Origin of the sequence: Nocardiopsis eucommiae, assembly GCF_965344335.1 — a bacterium.
GTDB lineage: Bacteria > Actinomycetota > Actinomycetes > Streptosporangiales > Streptosporangiaceae > Nocardiopsis > Nocardiopsis eucommiae.
Genome location: NZ_CBDRIY010000005.1, coordinates 47,804 through 67,019 on the forward strand (window position 1 = coordinate 47,804; position 19,216 = coordinate 67,019).

The 19,216-nt window shown below is 72.3% G+C and carries 18 protein-coding genes; 11 read left to right on the forward strand and 7 right to left on the reverse strand.

Annotation, left to right across the window (positions count from 1 at the left end; genetic code table 11):
* Positions 1 to 15 precede the first annotated feature (15 nt).
* Positions 16 to 447, forward strand: coding sequence for a DUF2000 domain-containing protein (locus tag ACRWK8_RS04560; protein ID WP_431868535.1), 432 nt, complete (start codon positions 16 to 18; stop codon positions 445 to 447).
* Here the strand turns inward: ACRWK8_RS04560 and ACRWK8_RS04565 are convergent.
* A complete protein-coding gene (locus ACRWK8_RS04565) occupies positions 422 to 1,261 on the reverse strand; it encodes a helix-turn-helix domain-containing protein (RefSeq protein WP_431868537.1) in 840 nt (279 codons plus the stop codon). The genes ACRWK8_RS04560 and ACRWK8_RS04565 overlap by 26 nt on opposite strands.
* Before the next feature lie 157 nt (positions 1,262 to 1,418).
* Here ACRWK8_RS04565 and ACRWK8_RS04570 point away from each other — a divergent pair, with 157 nt between their 5' ends.
* Positions 1,419 to 2,819 carry a CoA transferase gene (locus ACRWK8_RS04570; RefSeq protein WP_431868539.1) on the forward strand — a complete coding sequence of 467 codons (1,401 nt, stop codon included), beginning with the start codon at positions 1,419 to 1,421 and terminating at the stop codon, positions 2,817 to 2,819.
* A 307-nt stretch (positions 2,820 to 3,126) separates the two neighbouring features.
* Here the strand turns inward: ACRWK8_RS04570 and ACRWK8_RS04575 are convergent, their stop codons facing one another.
* Together ACRWK8_RS04575 and ACRWK8_RS04580 are read right to left on the reverse strand one after the other, a co-directional pair.
* The gene (locus ACRWK8_RS04575) at positions 3,127 to 4,125 is read right to left on the reverse strand and encodes a small ribosomal subunit Rsm22 family protein (RefSeq protein WP_378738891.1); all 999 of its coding nucleotides are present in this window, start codon (positions 4,123 to 4,125) and stop codon (positions 3,127 to 3,129) included.
* 95 nt (positions 4,126 to 4,220) lie between these two features.
* A complete protein-coding gene (locus tag ACRWK8_RS04580; RefSeq protein ID WP_378738889.1) occupies positions 4,221 to 5,027 on the reverse strand; it encodes a hypothetical protein in 807 nt (268 codons plus the stop codon).
* A gap of 151 nt (positions 5,028 to 5,178) precedes the next feature.
* Between ACRWK8_RS04580 and ACRWK8_RS04585 the strand changes: the two genes are divergently transcribed.
* The 8 genes from ACRWK8_RS04585 to ACRWK8_RS04620 all read left to right on the forward strand — a co-directional run bounded on the left by ACRWK8_RS04585 (position 5,179) and on the right by ACRWK8_RS04620 (position 14,533).
* Complete coding sequence (locus tag ACRWK8_RS04585; protein ID WP_378738887.1) at positions 5,179 to 6,942, forward strand: carbon starvation CstA family protein; 1,764 nt, start codon at positions 5,179 to 5,181, stop codon at positions 6,940 to 6,942.
* Positions 6,943 to 6,946: 4 nt separating this feature from the next.
* On the forward strand, positions 6,947 to 7,219 hold the full coding sequence (locus tag ACRWK8_RS04590) for a cory-CC-star protein (RefSeq protein WP_378738885.1): 273 nt from the start codon (positions 6,947 to 6,949) through the stop codon (positions 7,217 to 7,219).
* Positions 7,210 to 8,160, forward strand: coding sequence for an ArsA family ATPase (locus tag ACRWK8_RS04595; RefSeq protein ID WP_431868542.1), 951 nt, complete (start codon positions 7,210 to 7,212; stop codon positions 8,158 to 8,160). The genes ACRWK8_RS04590 and ACRWK8_RS04595 overlap by 10 nt, the downstream gene beginning before the upstream one ends.
* Before the next feature lie 241 nt (positions 8,161 to 8,401).
* Complete coding sequence (locus ACRWK8_RS04600; RefSeq protein WP_378738881.1) at positions 8,402 to 9,475, forward strand: substrate-binding domain-containing protein; 1,074 nt, start codon at positions 8,402 to 8,404, stop codon at positions 9,473 to 9,475.
* A 59-nt stretch (positions 9,476 to 9,534) separates the two neighbouring features.
* Positions 9,535 to 11,184, forward strand: a complete 1,650-nt coding sequence (locus tag ACRWK8_RS04605) for a sugar ABC transporter ATP-binding protein (protein WP_431868545.1) — start codon at positions 9,535 to 9,537, stop codon at positions 11,182 to 11,184.
* Positions 11,181 to 12,197: an ABC transporter permease gene (locus ACRWK8_RS04610; RefSeq protein ID WP_431868547.1), complete on the forward strand. Its 1,017-nt coding sequence runs from the start codon at positions 11,181 to 11,183 to the stop codon at positions 12,195 to 12,197. The genes ACRWK8_RS04605 and ACRWK8_RS04610 overlap by 4 nt, the downstream gene beginning before the upstream one ends.
* Positions 12,194 to 13,174: an ABC transporter permease gene (locus ACRWK8_RS04615; protein WP_431868549.1), complete on the forward strand. Its 981-nt coding sequence runs from the start codon at positions 12,194 to 12,196 to the stop codon at positions 13,172 to 13,174. The genes ACRWK8_RS04610 and ACRWK8_RS04615 overlap by 4 nt, the downstream gene beginning before the upstream one ends.
* 87 nt (positions 13,175 to 13,261) lie before the next feature.
* Positions 13,262 to 14,533, forward strand: coding sequence for a Gfo/Idh/MocA family protein (locus ACRWK8_RS04620; RefSeq protein ID WP_378738872.1), 1,272 nt, complete (start codon positions 13,262 to 13,264; stop codon positions 14,531 to 14,533).
* Between the two features lie 77 nt (positions 14,534 to 14,610).
* Here ACRWK8_RS04620 and ACRWK8_RS04625 read toward each other — a convergent pair whose 3' ends face one another.
* From ACRWK8_RS04625 to ACRWK8_RS04640, 4 genes are read right to left on the reverse strand one after another with little or no spacing between them, the layout of a single operon-like run.
* Entirely contained in the window at positions 14,611 to 15,081 is a 471-nt protein-coding gene (locus ACRWK8_RS04625) for an SRPBCC family protein (protein ID WP_378738869.1), read from the reverse strand.
* A 5-nt stretch (positions 15,082 to 15,086) separates the two neighbouring features.
* Complete coding sequence (locus ACRWK8_RS04630; protein ID WP_378738867.1) at positions 15,087 to 15,347, reverse strand: acyl carrier protein; 261 nt, start codon at positions 15,345 to 15,347, stop codon at positions 15,087 to 15,089.
* A 34-nt stretch (positions 15,348 to 15,381) separates the two neighbouring features.
* Positions 15,382 to 16,593: a beta-ketoacyl synthase N-terminal-like domain-containing protein gene (locus ACRWK8_RS04635; protein ID WP_431868552.1), complete on the reverse strand. Its 1,212-nt coding sequence runs from the start codon at positions 16,591 to 16,593 to the stop codon at positions 15,382 to 15,384.
* Positions 16,590 to 17,858 carry a beta-ketoacyl-[acyl-carrier-protein] synthase family protein gene (locus tag ACRWK8_RS04640; RefSeq protein ID WP_378738863.1) on the reverse strand — a complete coding sequence of 423 codons (1,269 nt, stop codon included), beginning with the start codon at positions 17,856 to 17,858 and terminating at the stop codon, positions 16,590 to 16,592. Before ACRWK8_RS04640 ends, ACRWK8_RS04635 begins: the two co-directional genes overlap by 4 nt.
* 671 nt (positions 17,859 to 18,529) lie before the next feature.
* Here ACRWK8_RS04640 and ACRWK8_RS04645 point away from each other — a divergent pair.
* Positions 18,530 to 19,195 carry a LysE family translocator gene (locus ACRWK8_RS04645; protein ID WP_378738860.1) on the forward strand — a complete coding sequence of 222 codons (666 nt, stop codon included), beginning with the start codon at positions 18,530 to 18,532 and terminating at the stop codon, positions 19,193 to 19,195.
* The last annotated feature ends 21 nt before the right edge of the window (positions 19,196 to 19,216 follow it).

A 19,216-nucleotide genomic window follows, 5' to 3' on the forward strand; every position in this document is an offset into this window, starting at 1 on the left:
GTGAGGATGTGACGCATGGAGACCACAGACGCACCCGTGCGCTTCGACACCAAGATCGCCGTCCTGCTCCGTGACGACCTGGCTGTCTGGCAGCGGCTCAACGTCACGTCGTTCCTGGTCAGTGGGCTGGGGAGTCGTGTCCCGGAGCTGGTCGGCCACCCCTATGAGGACGCCGACGGCACCGCCTACCTGCCGATGTTCCGCCAGCCCGTCATGGTGTTCGAGGCCGACAGGGAGACCCTGACCAGGGCGCACGGCCGGGCGGTCTCGCGGAAGGCCGACCTGGCGGTGTTCACCTCCGACCTGTTCGCCACCGGCAACGACCGGGACAACAGGGCCGCCGTCCGCGCGGTCGGCCGCGACTCCCTGGACCTGGTGGGACTGGCCGTGCACGGAGCCAAGAACGGGGTGGACCGGATCGTCAAGGGCGCTCGGATGCACCGCTGAGCCGCGACGGGGCGCCCATTCGGCGCGCGCGGGCGTAGTGGCCGGGAGGCAGCCCGAGGATCCGGGTGAAGTGCCGGTTCAGGTGGGCCTGGTCGTAGAAGCCCGAGACGGCCGCCGCGTGCGCGGGAGCCCGCCCCTCCAGGATCAGCCGCCGCGCCAGGTCCACGCGCCGACCCACCAGGTACTGGTGCGGGGGCATCCCGAACCGCCTGGTGAACACGCGGGTCAGGTGGGCGGGGTGGGCGTGCAGGGTCCGGGCGGCCTCGGCCAGCGGCACCCCCTCGACGGTGCGCGCGTCCAGGAGGTCGCGCAACCGCTCGGCCAGGCCGGGGTCGTCGGGGTGCGCGGCGGGACCCACCGTGCCGCGCAGGTGCTGACGGAGCCGCTCGGAGACCAGTTCGAGCCGGCTCTCCGCCTCCGGGCGGTCCCCCTGCCGGAACAGGGCGCCGTGCAGCTGGTGGACGCGGTGGCGCAGGAGGGGGTCGTCGAACATCGGGTGGTCCACCGCCCGGCCGACCAGCCCCGTGTCGATCTGTTCCGGTTCCAGGTACAGCACCCGCTTGCGCAGCCCCTGCGCGGTGGTGGGGGTGCCGTTGTGCGGGACGCCCGGCGGCAGCAGGGTGACCGTGCGGTCGAGGGCGCCGTGCTCGTGGCGGCCCAGGTCGTAGCGGACGGTTCCGGAGTCGATGATGAGCAGCGTCCACGACCGGTGCGTGTGCATCGGGTAGGCGTGTTGGCGCAGGTGGGTGTGGAACACCTCGGCGATGCCGTCGATCCCCGGTCTGAGGACCACCGTGTCCGCGTGGCCGTCCATCCCCGCAGCCTACGCGGCGCGCACCGGGTGACGGTCCGACCGGTGAACCACCGACCCGGGCCGCCGACCCGAGCCGGTGGCCCCGTGCGTGACCCGGGGCCACCCCGACCGGGGGCTGATCGGAGGCGTCCGGGAGCCGGAGGGGCACAATGGCGCCATGACGAACCCCGGCGGAGCACAGGACACGGCGACGACCCAGGCGTGGCAGTCGATCGGTGGCGCACCGGAGCTGACGGAACGGGTGGCCTACCGGGGAGCGGGGGCGGTGCTGCCCGCCACCCTGCCCGTCCGGGAGCTGGCCCGGGCCACCGTGGGAGCGTGTTCCCTCGCCGCCGCCGAACTGCTCTCTGCGCGCGGCGGCCAGCCGGTCCCGGAGGTGAACGTCGAGGAGGGAGCGGTGGCCACCTCCTTCGTCAGCGAGCGCCACCTCCTGGTGGACGGTCGTGCGCCGACCCCCTTCGCACCGCTCTCCGGATTCTGGCGGGCCGCCGACGGCTGGGTGCGCACCCACGCCAACTACCCCCACCACCGGGCCCGACTGCTGGCCGCACTGGAGCTGGACGAGGGCACCGGCCCGGAGGGGCTGGCCGCGAGGGTGGCCTCGACCCCCGCGCGCGAGGTCCAGGACGCGGTGTACGCCGAGGGAGGCCTGGCGGTCGCCGTGGCGCCCGCGCCCGGAGGGAACGGGGAGCCGGGTGCGCCCGGCGGCTTCCGGGCGGCCGGGCTCCCGCTGGCGGAGGCCGCCGCGCTGGGGCCCGACGGCGGGCGCCGCCTGGCCGAGGGCGACATCGGGCTCCCCGCCAGCGGGGCGCGGGTGCTCGACCTGACCCGCGTCATCGCCGGTCCGGTCGCCACCCGGACCCTCGCGCTGCTCGGCGCGGACGTCCTGCGCGTGGACTCCCCGTGGCTGGAGGAGGACCCGGACAGCCACACCGACACCGGCATGGGCAAGCGCTCCACCCTGCTGGACCTGGGCACGGCCGAGGGGCGGAGTACCTTCGAGGCGCTGCTGGACTCCGCCGACGTGGTGGTGGCCGGCTACCGGCCCGGCGGACTCGACGCCCACGGGCTGGCCGCCGAGGAACTGGTCGCCCGCCGTCCCGGGCTGGTCGTCGCCCAGCTGTGTGCCTGGGGCTGGTCGGGGCCGTGGGCCGGTCGGCGGGGGTTCGACAGCCTGGTGCAGGCGGCGAGCGGGATCGCGGCGATCGAGGCCGGTCCCGAGGGGCGTCCGGGGGCGCTCCCCGCCCAGGCCCTGGACCACGGCACCGGCTACCTGCTGGCCGCCGGGGTGCTGCGGGCCCTCACCGACCGCCAGCGGGACGGCCGTGGGCGGCGCCTGCGCTTCTCCCTCGCGGGCACCGCCGGTTGGCTGATGAACGACGTCGTCCGCGTCCCGGCCGAGGGCGGGGGGTACGACCCCGCCGACTGGCTGACGGAGTCCCCGTCCGCCTACGGCGGGCTGCGCCACGCGCTCCCGCCGGTCTCCTACGCGGGCGGTCCCGAGGGGTGGGCCCACGCCTCCACCCGGTGGGGCGGGGACCCGGCCACCTGGCGCTGACCACTGGATAGCGGCGGCCGTCACCGCGATCGAGGCGCCCGGGCGGTCCGACCGGAAGGGGACGCGGGTCACCGGGTGGGGACGGTGAAGTCCTCCACGGGCTCCAGTTCCCCGTCCAGGAGGGTGACGCGGTCTCCCGAACCGTCCAGCGGGAATGGCTACGAGGACGCCGTCGTCGTTCGGGAGGGCCGGGACGGAGACGTACTCCCGGTCCGGGGCCACGCCACGCCCTCGTCGTCGGGGCGCGGCGGTTCCCAGCGGGCTTCGCTTCCGTACTCGGGGGATGACGCCGGGGTGGCGGACGCGGTCAGTCGCCGACCGTCTCCGGGGGCGGCCAGGCGTCGCCCCAGTCGGCCTTGCGGGCCGCGCGGTAGGTCTGGCCCTGACGCTTGGAGACCACCCGCTCCTCGATCCCGGGGCCCGTGGTGCACAGGCTCAGCGAGACCAGGCCCTTGCGCTTCTGGGGGTGGCGCAGGACGCGGTCGGCGGGGCGGTCGACGGGGTCGGTGGTGGCGGCCACGAAGGAGTACTTCTCGTCCTCGAAGCCCAGCGTGCCGAACTTGAGCCTGCGCTGGACGCCCGAACGGTTGAGGCGTTCGGAGAAGTGGCACCAGTCCTCACCCGGGGCGATGGGGCAGGCCTCGCCGTGCGGGCAGGGCGCCGCCACGGTCATCCCCTCCGCCAGGAGGTGCCTCCGGGCGCTGATCACGCGCGCGTACCCCTCGGGGGTGCCGGGCTCGATCAGCACGACGGTCCGGGCCCGTCGGGCCAGGGAGCGCACGACCTCCTCCTGGACCTCCGGGGTGAGTTCGTTGAGCACGTACGACATGGTGGCCAGGTCCACGCGGGGACCGTCCGGGACGGCTCCGGTGAGCCGGAAGCGTTCCCACTCCGATCCGCTGACCGCCGGTGCCGTGGACCGGCGGGCGATGCGTTTGCCCAGCCTGATGGCGGGGGCGGACTGCTCCAGCACGGTGGTCGAGCGCAGGGACGGCCAGGCGGAGGAGGCGGCCCACACGGCGGCGCCCATGCCGCCGCCGACGTCCAGGTGGGTGGCGGGGGCGAACCCGGGGATCGAGGCCGCGGCGGTCTCGAAGGCGGCCTCGGCGGCGGTGAAGGTGGCGGGGAGCCGGTAGGCGGCGTAGGCGGCGACGTCGGTGTCCGAGGCCAGGACCAGGTCCTGCGGGTCCACCCTGCTCCGGTACTTCCTCATGAGTTCCTGGACCGACGCGGCCAGCGCGTGTTCGTTGGCCCCGCTGGCGACACCGTCGATCGCCGCGAAGAGTTCGGTGTTCAGATTCCCCATGCGCGTTTCTTCTCGATCGCCGTTACCAGCGCATCCTATCCGCCGCCCCCGCCCGGACCGGAGCGTCCGGCGGGGACCCCCGGGGCTCCACCCGGTCAGGTGTTCCGTCGGGACTCGGCCCGGGCGATGGCCGTGCGGCAGGCGCGGGCGAGGGAGCGGTGGTTGCCGAGGCGTTCCAGCAGGCCGTAGGGGGCCAGCGGGCCGGACGGGGAGTCGCCGGTGGGGCCGCCCTCGGATCCGGTCACCAGAAGGGTGTCCCCGGAGAGCGAGCCCCGGCGGGACCACCGCTCCCAGCGTTCGAAGTCCGGGCTGTACTGGTGCGCGAACACGAAGGCCGGTTCGCCCTCTCCTTCGAGCGGGGTGCCGCCGCGCGACCACAGGGTGACGTCGCCCCGGTCGGACCAGGCCTCGGCCGTGACCACCTCGACCTCCGGGCGGCCCGCACGGTCCCGCACCAGCAGGGCGTCCCGCGCGCGGGTCCGGGGGCGCAGGGCGTGCTGCTCCTCGATCCCGGTGAGGGAGACCAGCAGGCGGGGCACCCACCACCAGTTCTCACGGCGGGCGATCAGGCTGTCCGCGCGCAGCCGTGTGGGCGGGTGCTTGATCGCCTCCTGCTCCACCAGGTGTTCCACGAACGCGGAGCCGTCGAGGTCCTCGACCACCTCGACCGGACCGGTCCCGACCACCGCCGAGCGGCCCCCCGCGTCCTCGGCGCTCACGCTGAACGCCACGGTCCGCCCCCGGAGCTCCCCGGCGGTCCCGGCCATGGAGTAGGGCAGCGCGACGCACGGGGAGTCACGCCACATGAGTGGAACCACGGGAATACCCGAAGGGCCGGAAGGAGTGGTCCAGGAGAGTTCGGCGACGGTGGATCGCTGCCAAACCGTGATCAGGTCCGTCAAGGTCAGGCCTTATATGTGAGGAATGCCGCATGTTAATTTCTGGTGACTTTAACCCATACTCCGAATCGGCCGCGACCCCCCAGGTGACGAGCACGGACAGAGGGGACGCGGTGACGACTTGGACCCGGAGCGTGAAAGGTAGGCCTCGGCCATGCCCGCAGCCCTAGTCCTACTCGCGTCGGTGGCGGTGTTCGCCGTTGGCTACCGTTACTATTCGCGATATTTGGCAGAGAAGGTGTACGCGCTCGACCCCGGGTACATCACCCCGGCGCACACCTACAAGGACGGCGTCGATTTCGTTCCGACCAATCGGCATATCGTTTTCAGCCACCACTTCATCTCGGTGGCGGGTGCCGCGCCCATCGTCGGCCCGGCCGTCGCGGTCTTCTGGGGTTGGGGACCCGCCCTCGCGTGGATCCTGCTCGGCACCGTCTTCGCCGCCGGTGTGCACGACTTCGGCGCCCTCGTGGTGTCGGTCCGGCACAAGGCCCGCAGCATCGGCACCCTCGCGGGCGAGGTCATCAGCAAGCGTTCCCGCACGCTCTTCCTGGTGATCATCTTCTTCCTGCTGACCATGGTCAACGCCGTGTTCGCGGTGGTCATCTCGAACCTGTTCGTGAGCTACCCGGCGGCCGTCCTGCCGGTGCTCATCGAGATCCCGCTGGCGATCGCGGTCGGCCAGATCGTCTACAAGAGGCGCACCGCGGCCCTGGTCCCCTCGATCATCGCGCTGGCCCTGGTCTACGTGTGCATCCCGCTCGGCGTGATGTTCCCGATCGACATCACGGGTGTCTCCGAGGCGATGGGGATGACCCCCAACACGGTGTGGATCATCCTGCTGTTCGTGTACGCGTTCGTGGCCTCCCGCATCCCGGTGTGGATGCTGCTCCAGCCCCGGGACTACATCAACCTGCACCAGATGATGCTGGCCTTCGTCGTCATCGGCCTCGGTGTGATCGTCGGCTGGGACACGATCGTCGCCCCGGTGATCAACAGCGACGTCCCGGCGGGTTCCCCGCCCTGGTTCCCCCTGCTGTTCGTCACCATCGCCTGCGGCGCCATCTCCGGCTTCCACAGCCTCGTGGCGTCGGGGACCACGGCCAAGCAGATCGACAAGGAGACCGACTCCCGGATGGTCGGTTACCTGGGCGCGGCCGGTGAGGGCACGCTCGCGGTCTGCTCGATCCTGGCCTGCACCGCCGGTGTCGTCGCCGCCTCGGCCTCGCCGCTGGCGGACTGGCGGGGGCTGTACAGCGACTTCGGTTCCGCGTCCGCCGGGGCCACCGGCAACTTCGTCGAGGGTGTCGGCCAGTTCGCCAACAACATCGGCGTCCCGCTGGAGATCGGCGTCATCTTCGCGGTGGTCGTGGTGGTCAGTTTCGCCGCCACCACCATGGACACCGGCGTGCGCCTCCAGCGCTACATCGTCCAGGAGATCGCCGAGATCGTCCGCTTCAGGCCGCTGGCGCGCAACCTCACCGCCGCGACCCTGGTCGCCTCGATCGTCCCCCTGGGCCTGGCGCTCATCCCGGGCGACTTCGCCTTCGGCACCCTCTGGCAGCTGTTCGGCACCACCAACCAGCTCACCGCCGGGCTCGCGCTGGCCGTGATCGCGGTGTGGGTGACCAAGCGGGGCCGCAACCCGCTGGCCATCCTCATCCCGTTGCTGTTCCTGCTGGTGATGACCTCGTGGGCGCTGATTGTCAACCTGGTCTCGTTCCTGAGGTCGGACTCCCTGATCGACCTCTTCCTGCTGGCCCCGCTGGACTTCGTCATCTTCGCGCTGGCGGTCTGGCTGGTCGTGGAGGCCGGTCTGGCGCTGCGCAAGGCCTTCGCCGCCCGACGGGCCGGGGAGCTCCCCGAGGCCGAGGAGACCCCGTCCGAGGAGACCCCGGCCGACCCGAAGGAGAGGTAACACCATGGGTGCGCTCTCCCGCGCGCGTGACGCCTGGAAACGGGTGGAGGCCTTCCACGAGGAGGTCTTCGCCTCGCGCTGGCGCCAGGAACTGCGCAGGGAGGCGCGCACCCAGGAGGACACCCTGCGGGCCCTGCTGCTCCTGGAGACCCTGGGAGTGGAGGGGCCCGTCTCCTATGAGACCCTCGACCTCATTCCCCACATGGTGGCCGACCTGCACGAGTGGCACCTGCGCATGGGGCGGGACGATCTCGGTGGACCGGGGGTGTGCTGTTGAGGTTCGGCGGACGGCGTCGTGAGCGCCCGGTGGCCCCCGTGCCCGCCCCGGCGGAGGCCCCCATCGTCTTCTTCGGCGGCAAGGGCGGGGTCGGCAAGACCACCATGGCCGCCGCGCACGCGCTGGGTCTGGCCGACGCGGGCCTGCGCACCCTTCTCGTGTCCACCGATCCCGCGCACTCGCTCGGTGACGCGCTGGGCCTTTCCCTGGGCGACCGCCCGGTGCGGGTCAGCGACCACCTGTGGGCACGCGAGCCCGACGCGGACGCCGCCCTGCGACGCAGGGTCCGGCAGATCGGTGACGACGCCAGCGCCGCCCTGCCCCGGGAGATCCTGCCCGCCGTCACCCGCCACCTGGACCACGCGGCGGCCGGTCCGGGCATGGCCGAGTCGGCCCTGGCCGACCTGCTCATGGACGCCATGGAGGAGGTCCCCGGCACGTGGGACCGGCTCGTGGTGGACAGCGCCCCCACGGGTCACCTGCTACGCCTGCTGGACCTGCCCGAACTGCTGACCCCGTGGGTTCGGGGACTGGTGCGCCAGCGCGAACGGGCTGTGGACGCCGACCGCTTCGCCGTGGGTGTCGTCGGTGGCGCGGGCGACGGCGCTCCCGACGATCCGCTGCTGGAGAAGCTGCACGCCCGCCGCCGCAAGCTGGAGCGGGCCGCCGCGCGCCTGCGGGAGGACGCCGAGGTCAGGCTCGTGCTGGTGCCGCGTCGGATGGTGCTGGCCGAGACCGACCGTGCCGCCGCCCAGTTGGTGGCGGCCGGATTCCGGCTCGGCCGGGTGATCGTCAACCAGGTCCCGGAGGACGTGGACCCCGAGGTCCTGGACGCCGTCCGCGCCCGCTTCGCCGACCACGGCACGGTGGAGCTGCCGCTGAGCGCGTCGGAACCCCTCGGCCCGGAGGCCCTGCGCGCGCTCGCCGCCCGGCTCGGCTGACCGCGCCCTTGCCGTTCCCGAACGCCCCCGGCCTCGCCGGGGGCGTTCTCCGTTCCCCGGGAAACCCTCCTTGGCCCCCTGGCCACGCTCTGTTCTTTTGCGCTAACGGAGATCGGATCATCGCTGACTTTTGTCGATTGTCATCAAAAAGGTTATTGACGGTCGCCACAAGGATGCGTAGATTCGTGACTCAGCTCACAGGATGGAGGTCCCCCCGATGGGTTCGACGAGGCACCGGAACATGCTTGGGCGACGTTGGCGCGGGTCGCTGGCGCTGGGCGCCGCGGCCGTGGCCGGGACACTGATGGCCACGGCGTGCAGCACACCCGAGGGCGGCGGTGGAACGGGCGAGACCGAGGGCCCGTTCACGATCGGCGTCAGCAACGGCTTCATCGGCAGCGAGTGGCGCGAGCAGATGCTGTCCGAACTGGAGACCGCCTTCGGTGAGTACGAGGCGGAGGGGATCGTCGACCAGCTGGTCGTGGAGAGCGCCGACGTCGACATCAACGGCCAGATCCAGCAGATCCGCAACCTCATCCGCTCGGACGTGGACGCAATCATCGTCAACCCGAACTCGCCCACGGCCCTGGACCAGGTGTTCGCGGAGGCCGCCGAACAGGGCATCGAGATCGTCGCCATCGACCAGGCCGTGGCCTCCGAGGACGTCGTCAACGTGGTCATCGACCAGGCCGAGTGGGCCTCCCTCTCGGCCCAGTGGCTGGCCGACGAGGTCGGTGAGGGCGGCCGGATCATCGCGGTCAACGGCATCGACGGCCACCCCGCCAACGAGGACCGCTGGTCCGGGGCGAGCGAGGTCTTCGACGCCGCCGGGGTCGAGGTCGTCGCCAACGACTACGCCGAGTGGGACCAGAACCAGGGCCAGACCGTCACCCGCGACCTGCTGGCCAGCAACCCCGACGTCGACGGCGTGTTCGTCCAGGACGGCATGGCGCTCGGCGCCTTCCGGGCCCTCCAGGCCGAGGGCCTCGTGGACGACGTCGTCATGACCGGCGAGGCGCGCGTGGGCTACATGCGCGAGTGGGACGCCCAGCGCGCGGAGGGCGACTACACCAGCATCGGCGTCCCCAACCCGCCGTCGGTCTCGGTGTCCGCGCTCCACGTGGTGATCCGCATGCTCCAGGGCGAGGAGTTCACCGCGGACGGGCTCGACGGCAACAACGCCTGGCTGCCCATCCCGGAGACCATCACCGACGACACCTTCGACGAGCGCTTCGCGGAGGTCTCCGACGAGAACGACGCCTACGCCGTGGACCACGCGCTCACCCCCGAGGAGGCCGACGCCTACTTCGAGTAGGCCGGGCGGGACCCACCCGTGGCGGAGGCCGCGAACGGACAGGAGCAGGGAGAGAACTCGTGGACTCACCGCCGTTTCTGCGCATGAGCGGAGTGCGCAAACGCTACGGAGGGGTCACCGCGCTGGACGGTGCCGACTTCGAGGCCCACGCCGGGACGGTGCACGCCGTCCTCGGCCCCAACGGCTCCGGCAAGTCGACCCTGTTGAAGGTGCTCACCGGGGTGGTCGGACCGGACGCCGGGCAGGTCCGGCTGGACGGCGCTCCGCTGCGGCCGCGCGGCCCCCGCGACACCCTGGCGGCCGGGATCAGCTCCGTGTACCAGGAACTGTCGCTGGTCGAGGACTTCACCGTCCTGGACAACCTCGTGCTGGGCGTGGAGCCCTCCCGGTTCGGGCTCCGCGACCGCCGCGCCGCCCTGGCGCGGTCCCTGCCGTGGCTGGAGCGGTTCGCCCCGGCCTTCGGCGGCAGGGTGCCGGTCCGCGAACGCGTGAGCGACCTCGACCCCGGCGAACGCCAGGTGGTCGAAGTGTGCAAGGCCCTGGTCCGCGACCCCCGCGTGCTCGTGCTGGACGAGGCCACCGCCTCGCTGCGGCGCGGCCAGGTGGAGGTGCTCTTCGAGGTCGTCGACGAACTCCGGGCGCGCGGCGTGCTGGTCCTGTTCATCACCCACCGGCTGGCCGAGATCTACGCGGTGTGCGACCGGGCCACGGTCATGCGCAACGGGACCGACGTGGCCACGGTGACCGTGGCCGGGACCCCGGAGGCCGAACTCCTGGAACTGATGTCGGGCCGCCCGAGCGCGGGGACGTCGGGCTCTCGGAGGACGGCCCCCGTGGCGGAGACCGACACCGCCCCCACGGCCCCGGCGCGGACGGACCCGGGCGCCGACCCCGCCGCGCCGCCGCGCCTGGAGGTGCGGGACCTGACCGGGGACCGGCTCCACGGGGTCTCCCTGCACGTCCGTGCGGGCGAGGTGCTCGGGCTGGGCGGTCTCCAGGGGCAGGGTCAGTCCGAACTCATGGCGGCGCTGTTCGGCGCCGGTGGCCGGACCGGCGGCACCGTACTGCTGGACGGAGCCCCCGTTCGCCCCCGCTCGCCCAAGCAGGCGGTCCGGGCCGGGTTCTGTTACGTACCCGGAAACCGGGGCGTGCAGGGCCTGGCGCTGGGCCGCCCGATCCTGGAGAACCTCGCCCTGCCCTCGGTGGGCCGCCGCGCCCTCCTGGGAGTGGGGCTGTCCCGGCGCCGTGAGGTCGCGGCCGCCCGCGCCGTGGCCGAACGCGTCAACACCCGCTACGGCTCCCTGGACGACCCGGTCTCCACGCTCTCCGGCGGCAACCAGCAGAAGATCGTCGTCGGCAAGTGGTTCCCCACCGAGCCCGCCGTGGTGCTCATGGACGACCCGGCCAAGGGCATCGACGTCGGCGCCAAGGCCGAGATGTTCGACGTGGTGGCCGAGCTGGCCGCGTCCGGGGCCGCCGTGCTGGTCGGCTCCAGCGACGACCGCGAACTGGTCGAGGTCTGCGACCGCGTCCTCGTGATGTTCGAGGGCCGGGTGGTGGACGAGGTGTCCGGGGACCGACTCACGGAGGACACCCTGATCGCCAGCGCCATGCACGTCACCGGCGCCGACGTCGCCGCCGCCCACGAGGGCCACCCGACCCGGCTCCCCGACCCCGAACCACGCCACGCCGAGGAGGGCGGAGCATGAACCTCCTGAGGGGCACCGGAACGCGGGACCTGCCCGGTCCGGTGCGATCCGTGCTGTCCGTGCACATGCCGGCCCTGGCCGTGGGACTCCTCCTGCTGGTCACGGTCACGGCCTCCGCGATCCTCCAACCGGGGTTCTTCTCGCCCTACGGTCTCAGCGCCAGCTTCGCCACCTTCCTGCCCCTGGCCACCATCGCGGCCGCGCAGACCATCATCGTGCTCGGCGGCGGGATCGACCTGTCCATCGGCACCATCGTCACGCTGTCCTCGGCGGTGTCGGTGGTGCTCATGCAGGGGGACGACGCCCGCCTGCCGCTGGCCCTGGCCGCCGGGCTCGCCACGGGCGCCGCCTGCGGGCTCTTCAACGGCCTCGTGGTGGCGGTCCTGCGGCTGCAACCCATCGTGGCGACCTTCGCCACGAGCTCGGTGTTCGGCGGGGTCGCCCTGCTGGTGCTGCCGACACCCGGCGGCGAGGTGTCGCCGGTCCTCACCGGGACCTACCGGATGGTCCTGGCGATGTACGTGCCCATCCCCGCCGTGCTGCTCGTGGTCCTCTTCCTCAGCTGGCGGCTGCTGCGGGGGAGCCGCTACGGCCAGCACCTGTACGCGGTGGGCGGTAACGCCGAGGCCGCCTACACCTCCTCCGTCCCGGTGTCGAGGGTGCGCGTGCTGTCCTACACCCTCGGCGGGGCGGTGGCCTCCCTCGCGGGGGTGGCGCTGCTGGCCGACGCCGGGGCCGGTGACCCCACCCTCGGCACCGAGCTCACCCTGGGGTCGATCGCCGCGCTCGTGATCGGCGGCACCCGGCTGCGCGGCGGCTCCGGCGGGGTCGGCGGAGCGCTGGTGGGCGCGGTGGTGCTCTCCCTCATCCAGGGACTCGTCTTCTTCGCCGGAGTTCCCACCAACGCCCGCGAGTTCGTCTACGGCTGCGTCATCATCGCCGCGATCGCGCTCGCCGGGCTCCTCACCGCCCGCGACGGTTCGGCGTCCGGAGCATCAGGAGGCACACGATGACCACCACCCTCACCGCGCGCCGCCTGACCCGGGACCCGGTGGTCATCTCCGGTGTCGTCACCCTGCTGCTCTGGGTCGTGGCCAGCCTCTACTCGCCCGCCTTCGCCACATGGGGCCACATCGTCACCACCCTGACCGTCGCCTCGTTCCTCGGTGTGATCGCCATCGGCCAGACCCTGGTGATCATCGCCGGAGGAGAGGGCATCGACCTGTCGGTCGGGTCGGCGGCGACCCTGTCCGCCATCGTCGCCTCGCGCTTCATGGACGGCAGTGACGACGGTTTCCTCTTCGCGGTGCTGGTGGCCCTGGGCTCGGCCTGTGTGATCGGGGTGGTCAACGGGATCGGCGTTCTGCTGTTCCGGGTGCCACCCCTGGTGATGACCCTCGGCATGATCGCGGTGGTGGCCGGGTTCATCCGCCTCTACACCGGCGGACGCCCCGAGGGGTCGGCCGCGCCCCTGCTCAACCAGCTGGTCACCGGCGACACGGTGTTCGGCGTCCCCGGGGTCCTGTGGCTGTGGCTCGCGCTGTCGGTCGTGGTGATCTGGCTGCTCCGGCGCACGTCGTTCGGGTGGCGGCTCTACGCGGTGGGCGCCAACCGGACCACCGCCCACCTGTCCGGCGTCAACCCCTCGGCGGTCCGGTTCAGCGCGTACGTGCTGTCCTCGCTGTTCGCCGGCGTGGGCGGTCTGCTGCTCCTCGGCTACTCCCAGAACGTCTACACGAACCTGGGCGCCGACTACATGCTCAACAGCGTCGCGGCCGTCGTGATCGGCGGGACGGCGCTGATCGGAGGGGTCGGCGGCTACCTCGGCACCATCGTCGGCGCCGTCCTGCTCACCGTGCTGAGCGCCCTGCTGCGCACCATGCAGATCGGCGGCGGCGAGTGGGGGGACGCACCGCGCCAGATCCTCTTCGGCCTGGTCCTGATCGTCGTGCTCACCGCCTACGGCCGCCAGAGACACCTGCGCGCCTGACCCCCCACGACCGTGACGCGGACACCCCCCGTGCCGTCACGGTCCCACCACCACAAGTACCGCCAATTCGATGGGGAGAACTCCAACGTGACTTCACAGGTGAACGGTCGGCTCGGTGTCGGCGTCGTCGGCAGCGGGTTCATCGCCGACTTCCACACCCGCTCCTTCCGGGGCGTGCGCGACGCCGACGTCGTGGCGGTGTGCGGCCGGACGGCGGAGACGGTGCGCCAGGTGGCCGACCTCGCCAGGGAGCTGCGCGTGGGCGACCCCACCGCCTACGACGACGTGCGCGCGATGGTGCGCGACCCCGCCGTCCAGGCGGTGTGGGTGACCACCCCGAACCACGTGCGCCTGGAGACCGTCCGGGCGATCTGCGAGGAGGTCACCTCGGGCCGGGCCGACCTGCGGGGGATCGCCATCGAGAAGCCGCTGGGCCGCACGCTGGCCGAGGCGGAGGAGGTCCTGAGCCTGGTGGAGGGGGCCGGTCTGCTCCACGGCTACCTGGAGAACCAGGTCTTCGCGCCCGGGGTGACGCGCGCCCACGAACTGGTCTGGGCCCGTGGCGCCGCCGCGTCCGGCTCCCCGTACCTGGCGCGGTGCGCGGAGGAGCACAGCGGCCCGCACCGGGCCTGGTTCTGGCAGGGGGAGCACCAGGGCGGCGGGGTCCTCAACGACATGATGTGCCACAGCGTGGAGGCCTCCCGGTACCTCCTCACCCCGCCCGGCACCCAGGCCAGGGACTGGCTGCGCCCGGTGAGCGTGGAGGCGACCATCGCCTGCCTGAAGTGGGCGCGCCCGCACTACGCGGACGAGCTGGTCAACCGGTACGGACCCGAGGTGGACTACCGCAGGAGCCCCGCCGAGGACTACGCGAGGGCCACCGTGGTCTACGTCAACGGCGACGGCCACCAGGTGGTCGCGGAGGCCACCACGTCGTGGAGCTACGTGGGCGCGGGGCTGCGGCTCAGCTACGAACTCCTCGGCCCGGAGTACTCCATGTCCTCCAACACGCTGGACACGGAGTCGAGGGTGTTCCTCAGCCGTGAGATCGCCGGCGGGGTCGGCGAGGACCTGGTGGAGAAGCAGAACGCCGAGGGCGGACTCATGCCGGTGGTCCCCGACGAGGCGGCGACCTACGGCTACACCGAGGAGAACCGCCACATGGTCGAGCGGTTCCTGGACGGGAAGCCGCCCCGGGAGGACCTGCGGGACGGCAGGGACGTGACCCGGCTGCTGATGGCGGCCTACCTGTCCGCGCAGGAGGGCCGCAGGGTCGACCTCACCGACCCCGCCACCCTGGAGCGGCTGACCGCCTTCGTGCCCGACGTCGCCCAGGGCACCTGGCGCTCCGGGGTCTGAGGGGTCGGGTACGCGGAGGGGCCCCGCCCCCGGCACGGTGACGCTGCCGGGAGCGGGGCCCCGATGCGGGGCGACGGTCAGACCGTCTCGGCGAGCTCGCGGGCCCGCGCCTCGATCCTCTCCCTGACCTTCGACATCTCCTCCGGCACGCTCTCGTCGAAGTGCTGCTCCATCCGGTCCTCGGACCAGGGGCACTCCGGCTTCACCGCGAACTCGTAGTTCCAGGTCAGGCGCACACCCTCCGGCTCCTGCTCGTAGTCCCAGACGATGTGCATGAACTCGAACGGCCCGGTCTCCACCCGCGCCGCCCGGGTCTGGCCCGCCTCACGGTCCATCGTGCGGTCGGAGACCCAGGTCATGACCCGGCCCTCCTCGTCGGGGACCTTCGTGATCCGGAAGCGGATCGTGTCGCCCTCCTGGTGGATGACGTCGACCGACTCGTAGCTCGGGGCGAACAGGTCGGCCCACGAGGCCACGTCGTTGGTCACCTCCCAGACCAGGTCGTAGGGGGCGTCGATGAGGATGTCGTACTCGACCTTGACTGCCATCGGGGTCACACACCTTCCACGAGGGTGGGGGCGTCCTCGTTGACGAACGCGATCAGGGCGGTGGGGGAGGGCGACAGCTCGGCCTCGCTGCCCAGCTTGCGGCCGACCCGGCGCTCGATCTCCGCGACGATGCCGAGCACGCCGAGCGAGTCGACGCCCAGCTCCTCGAACGACTGTGTCGCGGCGGTTCCGGTGTCCGTCCGTACGCCGGCGCTGGCGGAGATCAGCTCCACCAGCTCCTCCAACGTGATGTGTTCCTGTGCCATGCCTCTCCTCGAATCTCGGGTTCGGTTCTCGTGTTCAGACGTGGTGTGGGCTGGTGAGGACGACCGCCGAGGTCCCGCCGCCCATGCCCCGGGACAGGACCAGCGCGGTGCGCAGCGGTGCCGGCCGGGCCACCCGGACGACCAGGTCGAGCCCGGCGGGCGGGTCGGGGACGCGGGGAGTGGGCGGGATGACCTGGTGTTCCAGGCTGAGGACCGCGGCGGCCACGTCGAGCGCTCCGGCCCCGGTGTGGGCCCGGCCGAACCCCGTCTTCGGAGCCGTGACGGCCACGCCGTCGGGGAAGAGCCGTCGCAGCGCCGCGGCCTCGTCGGCGTCGGCCTTCGGCATGCCGAGGGCGTCCGCGAAGACCACGTCCACCTGGTCCGGGGTGACACCGGCGCGGTGCATCGCGCCCCGGGCCGCGTGCAGGAGGCCCTCGCCCCCGGGGTCGTAGCCCCCGACCGACCCGAAGGTGCTCGCGTGGCCCGCGACGACGGCCCGCACCCGGGCTCCGCGCGCCCTGGCCAGGTCGTGGTCCTCCACGAGCGCGACGGCCGCGCCCTCGGCGGGGACGTAGCCGACCGTCCGTTCGGTGAACGGCAGGTACGCGGAGTCGGGGTCGTCCCCCTCCGCGAGCGTGCCGGAGACCGCCTGGCAGGCCAGGGAGTAGGGCGCCCCGAGCGCCGACTCGCTGGCGCCGACCAGCATCGCGGAGCCTCCCCGGCGCAGGGCCTGGCCCGCCTGGCCCAGGGCGTCGAGCATCCCCGGTTCGTCGGTGACCAGGACACCGCACATGCCCTTGAGGCCGTTGCGGATCGACACCTGGCCGGTGCTGGCCGCGTAGAACCACGCGATGGACTGGTAGGGGCCCACGTGGCTGGGGCCCTTGCCGTACAGCTCGGTCAGCTCGCGCTGCCCGAACTCGGCCCCGCCCGCGCCGGAGCAGATCAGCACCCCGGTGGCGTAGGGGTCCGCCGTGACGTCGAAGCCCGAGTCCTCCAGCGCCTCCTCGGCCGCGACCATCGCGAACCAGGTGAACGCGTCGGTCTGGACGACGTACCGCCCGTCCAGGTGCGCGCGGGGGTCGAACCCCCGGACCCGCCCGGCCAGACGGACCGGGAACCCGCTGGTGTCGAAGTCGGTGAGCGGGGCGATGAGCGAGCGGCCCTCCATGAGCGCCGCCCAGTAGTCGTGGGTTCCGGTCCCCGCGGGGGAGACCGTTCCCAGTCCCGTGATCACCGGGTTCATGACCGCACCTCGCTTCCTCGGTCCAGGACGACCGCCGACTGGAACCCGCCGAAGCCGCTGCCCACGGACAGGACCACGTCGACGTTCCGCTCGCGCGCCGTCACGGGCACGTAGTCCAGGTCGCACTCGGGGTCCGGGGTGGTGAGGTTCGCCGTGGGCGGGACCACTCCGGTGTCCATGGCCAGGACGCACGCGGCGAGCTCGATGGAGCCGATCGCGCCGAGCGAGTGCCCCACCATCGACTTGATCGACGTCATGGGGGTGCGGCGGGCGTGCTCACCCAGGGCCCGCTTCACCGCGTCGGTCTCGTGCCGGTCGTTCTGCACGGTCCCCGAACCGTGGGCGTTGACGTAGTCCACGTCGGTGGCGGGACGGCGCGCCTGGTCCAGCGCGGTCGTGATGGCCCGGGCCATCTCCGTGCCCTCGCGGCGCAGCCCGGTCATGTGGAAGGCGTTGCCGTGGTTGGCGAACCCCGCGACCCGGCAGCGCGTACGCGCCCCCCGGCGGCGCGCCGCCGACGCCTCCTCCAGGATGAGCACGGCCGCCCCCTCGCCCATGACGAAGCCGTTCCGGTGCCGGTCGAAGGGCCGGGACGCGTGTTCGGGGTCGTCGTTGGTGTCCGACGTGGCCCTGATGGCGTCGAAGCAGGCCATGGCGATGGGGGAGATCGGGGACTCGGCCGCCCCCGCGACCACCACGTCCGCGAGGTCGTCCTCGATGGCCTGCGCCGCGTAGCCGACGGCGTCGAGCCCCGACGTGCAGCCGGTGGAGACGGTGCGCACCGGGCCGCGCGCGCCGACCCGCTCGGCGATCTCCCCGGACAGGGAGCTCGGAGACAGGGCCAGGTCCAGGTGCGGCCCGGCGGCACCGGGGTCCACCACCCAGTCCGCGCCGCCCCGGCTCATCACCGCGTACTCGCGGTCGAGCTGGGAGGTGGCGCCGACGGCCGTCCCCATGCTCACTCCGACGCGCCAGGGGGACACCTCGGCCAGTGAGACGGCGCTGTCGGCCAGCGCCTCGGCGGTGGCGACGGCGGCGAACTGGGCGTATCTGTCCATACGTTCGGCCTGCTCGGGAGCCAGACCGAGCGCGACGGGGTCGAAGTCGACCTCGGCGGCGATCCGGGACCGGAAGCCCGTCGGGTCGAACAGGGTGATGCCCCGGGTCGCGGTCCTGCCCGCGGTGAGCATCTCCCAGAAGGCGGTCGCGTTGGTCGCGCCGGGAGCGACCACCCCGACACCGGTGATGACGGCCTCACGCCTCATGGTGCCTCCCCGGGGCCGGGGCGGCGGGGCGCGGCACGGAGGCGAGGGAGTCGGTGGTCCCGGTGGGGGCCTGTCGAGAGGATTCGGATGGGAGGGCTCGGTGCCCTGGAATCACGGAAGGACGGCGGGTCAGGGTCAAGGGTGTCTTCTCCACGGGTTCGGGCATGCAGAGGCCGACAGCCGAGTGGGCTGAGTGTGCCGCGCCGCGCCTCGGGCGGGGTCGGGCGTCGGTCGGCGGTCGAGGTCGGACACGGGGACGTCGGGGACGGCACGGTTCAGTACGGGAAGACCGACTGCGGTCCGCATGATTACTTTCGGTACATGTGATATCACGCTAAGGATCCGCGTCCCACTTGTCGGCGCGTCGGCGTGCCACCTGGCTGGCCAGCTTTGTCGGCGGGGGAATCGCCCGAGCGGACGGCGGCCCCGGGTGTCGGCTGGATCCCGCGCGGAGGGGTGGTGGCCGAAAATCTCGAAAGCGTCGACCGAGGCACGTTGCACAAGGGTTAAATGGGCTGGCACGATCCATTAAACAGTGCCAAACATTGAAATTCGAAACATACTGCCCGGATCGGTCAGTTGGAAAACCGTGCCTTGGCCTCTTGTTCGGCATCACGGTGCGTTATAGCTTGTATTCGTATCCGAATGAGCATCCTCGCGAAACGGGTTGTATGGACGCTCAGCAGGCGTTGGCATCTTTTGTCGTGTTCTCGCTCATTGTCACCGTCACTCCGGGTCCCGCCACCGTGATCGTTCTGAGGAACGGCATCGTGCACGGGGTCCGACCCGCTCTCTCGGCGGCCATGGGCGCGGCCCTGGGATCCCTCGCCTGGGGTTTCGCGGCAGCGGTCGGGGTCGCCGCGTTCGTGGCCCGTTCGGACGCCGCCTTCGAGGCCCTGCGCTACGCGGGTGCGGCCTACCTCGCCTACCTGGGGGTGCGCACCGCCGTCGAACGCCCTCCCGCCCGGACCCCCGAACCCGAACCGGCGCCCGCCACGGTCCCCTCGGGCCACACCCGGGTGCGGCCCATGCTCGGGCGCAGGTGGTTCCGGCAGGGACTCCTCGCCGACCTCCTGAGTCCCAAGGCCGGACTCTTCTTCCTGGCGGTCCTCCCCCAGTTCGTGCCGCAGGGGTGGGCGCCGATGCCCGCCATGATGCTGCTCAGCCTCGTCGACTGCCTCCTGGTGGCGGCCTGGCTCGGATTCCTCTCGTACTTCTCCCACCACGCACTCCGACGCCTCCACCAACCCGTGTGGTACCGGACGGTCCAGATCGTCTGCGGGCTGACCCTCGTCCTGCTCGCACTGCACGTCGTCACGGCCGACCCGGGCCGTTAACCGCACCGGGGTCCAGGGAAA

Excerpts from the sequence above, each read along its gene's own strand:
- ACRWK8_RS04630 (WP_378738867.1), bottom strand. The coding sequence starts at position 15,347 with ATGGCACAGGAACACATCACGTTGGAGGAGCTGGTGGAGCTGATCTCC.
- ACRWK8_RS04585 (WP_378738887.1), top strand. The coding sequence starts at position 5,179 with ATGCCCGCAGCCCTAGTCCTACTCGCGTCGGTGGCGGTGTTCGCCGTT.
- ACRWK8_RS04565 (WP_431868537.1), bottom strand. The coding sequence starts at position 1,261 with ATGGACGGCCACGCGGACACGGTGGTCCTCAGACCGGGGATCGACGGC.
- ACRWK8_RS04635 (WP_431868552.1), bottom strand. The coding sequence starts at position 16,593 with ATGAACCCGGTGATCACGGGACTGGGAACGGTCTCCCCCGCGGGGACC.
- ACRWK8_RS04640 (WP_378738863.1), bottom strand. The coding sequence starts at position 17,858 with ATGAGGCGTGAGGCCGTCATCACCGGTGTCGGGGTGGTCGCTCCCGGC.
- ACRWK8_RS04615 (WP_431868549.1), top strand. The coding sequence starts at position 12,194 with ATGACCACCACCCTCACCGCGCGCCGCCTGACCCGGGACCCGGTGGTC.
- ACRWK8_RS04645 (WP_378738860.1), top strand. The coding sequence starts at position 18,530 with ATGGACGCTCAGCAGGCGTTGGCATCTTTTGTCGTGTTCTCGCTCATT.
- ACRWK8_RS04570 (WP_431868539.1), top strand. The coding sequence starts at position 1,419 with ATGACGAACCCCGGCGGAGCACAGGACACGGCGACGACCCAGGCGTGG.
- ACRWK8_RS04590 (WP_378738885.1), top strand. The coding sequence starts at position 6,947 with ATGGGTGCGCTCTCCCGCGCGCGTGACGCCTGGAAACGGGTGGAGGCC.
- ACRWK8_RS04610 (WP_431868547.1), top strand. The coding sequence starts at position 11,181 with ATGAACCTCCTGAGGGGCACCGGAACGCGGGACCTGCCCGGTCCGGTG.
- ACRWK8_RS04625 (WP_378738869.1), bottom strand. The coding sequence starts at position 15,081 with ATGGCAGTCAAGGTCGAGTACGACATCCTCATCGACGCCCCCTACGAC.
- ACRWK8_RS04600 (WP_378738881.1), top strand. The coding sequence starts at position 8,402 with ATGCTTGGGCGACGTTGGCGCGGGTCGCTGGCGCTGGGCGCCGCGGCC.
- ACRWK8_RS04560 (WP_431868535.1), top strand. The coding sequence starts at position 16 with ATGGAGACCACAGACGCACCCGTGCGCTTCGACACCAAGATCGCCGTC.
- ACRWK8_RS04575 (WP_378738891.1), bottom strand. The coding sequence starts at position 4,125 with ATGGGGAATCTGAACACCGAACTCTTCGCGGCGATCGACGGTGTCGCC.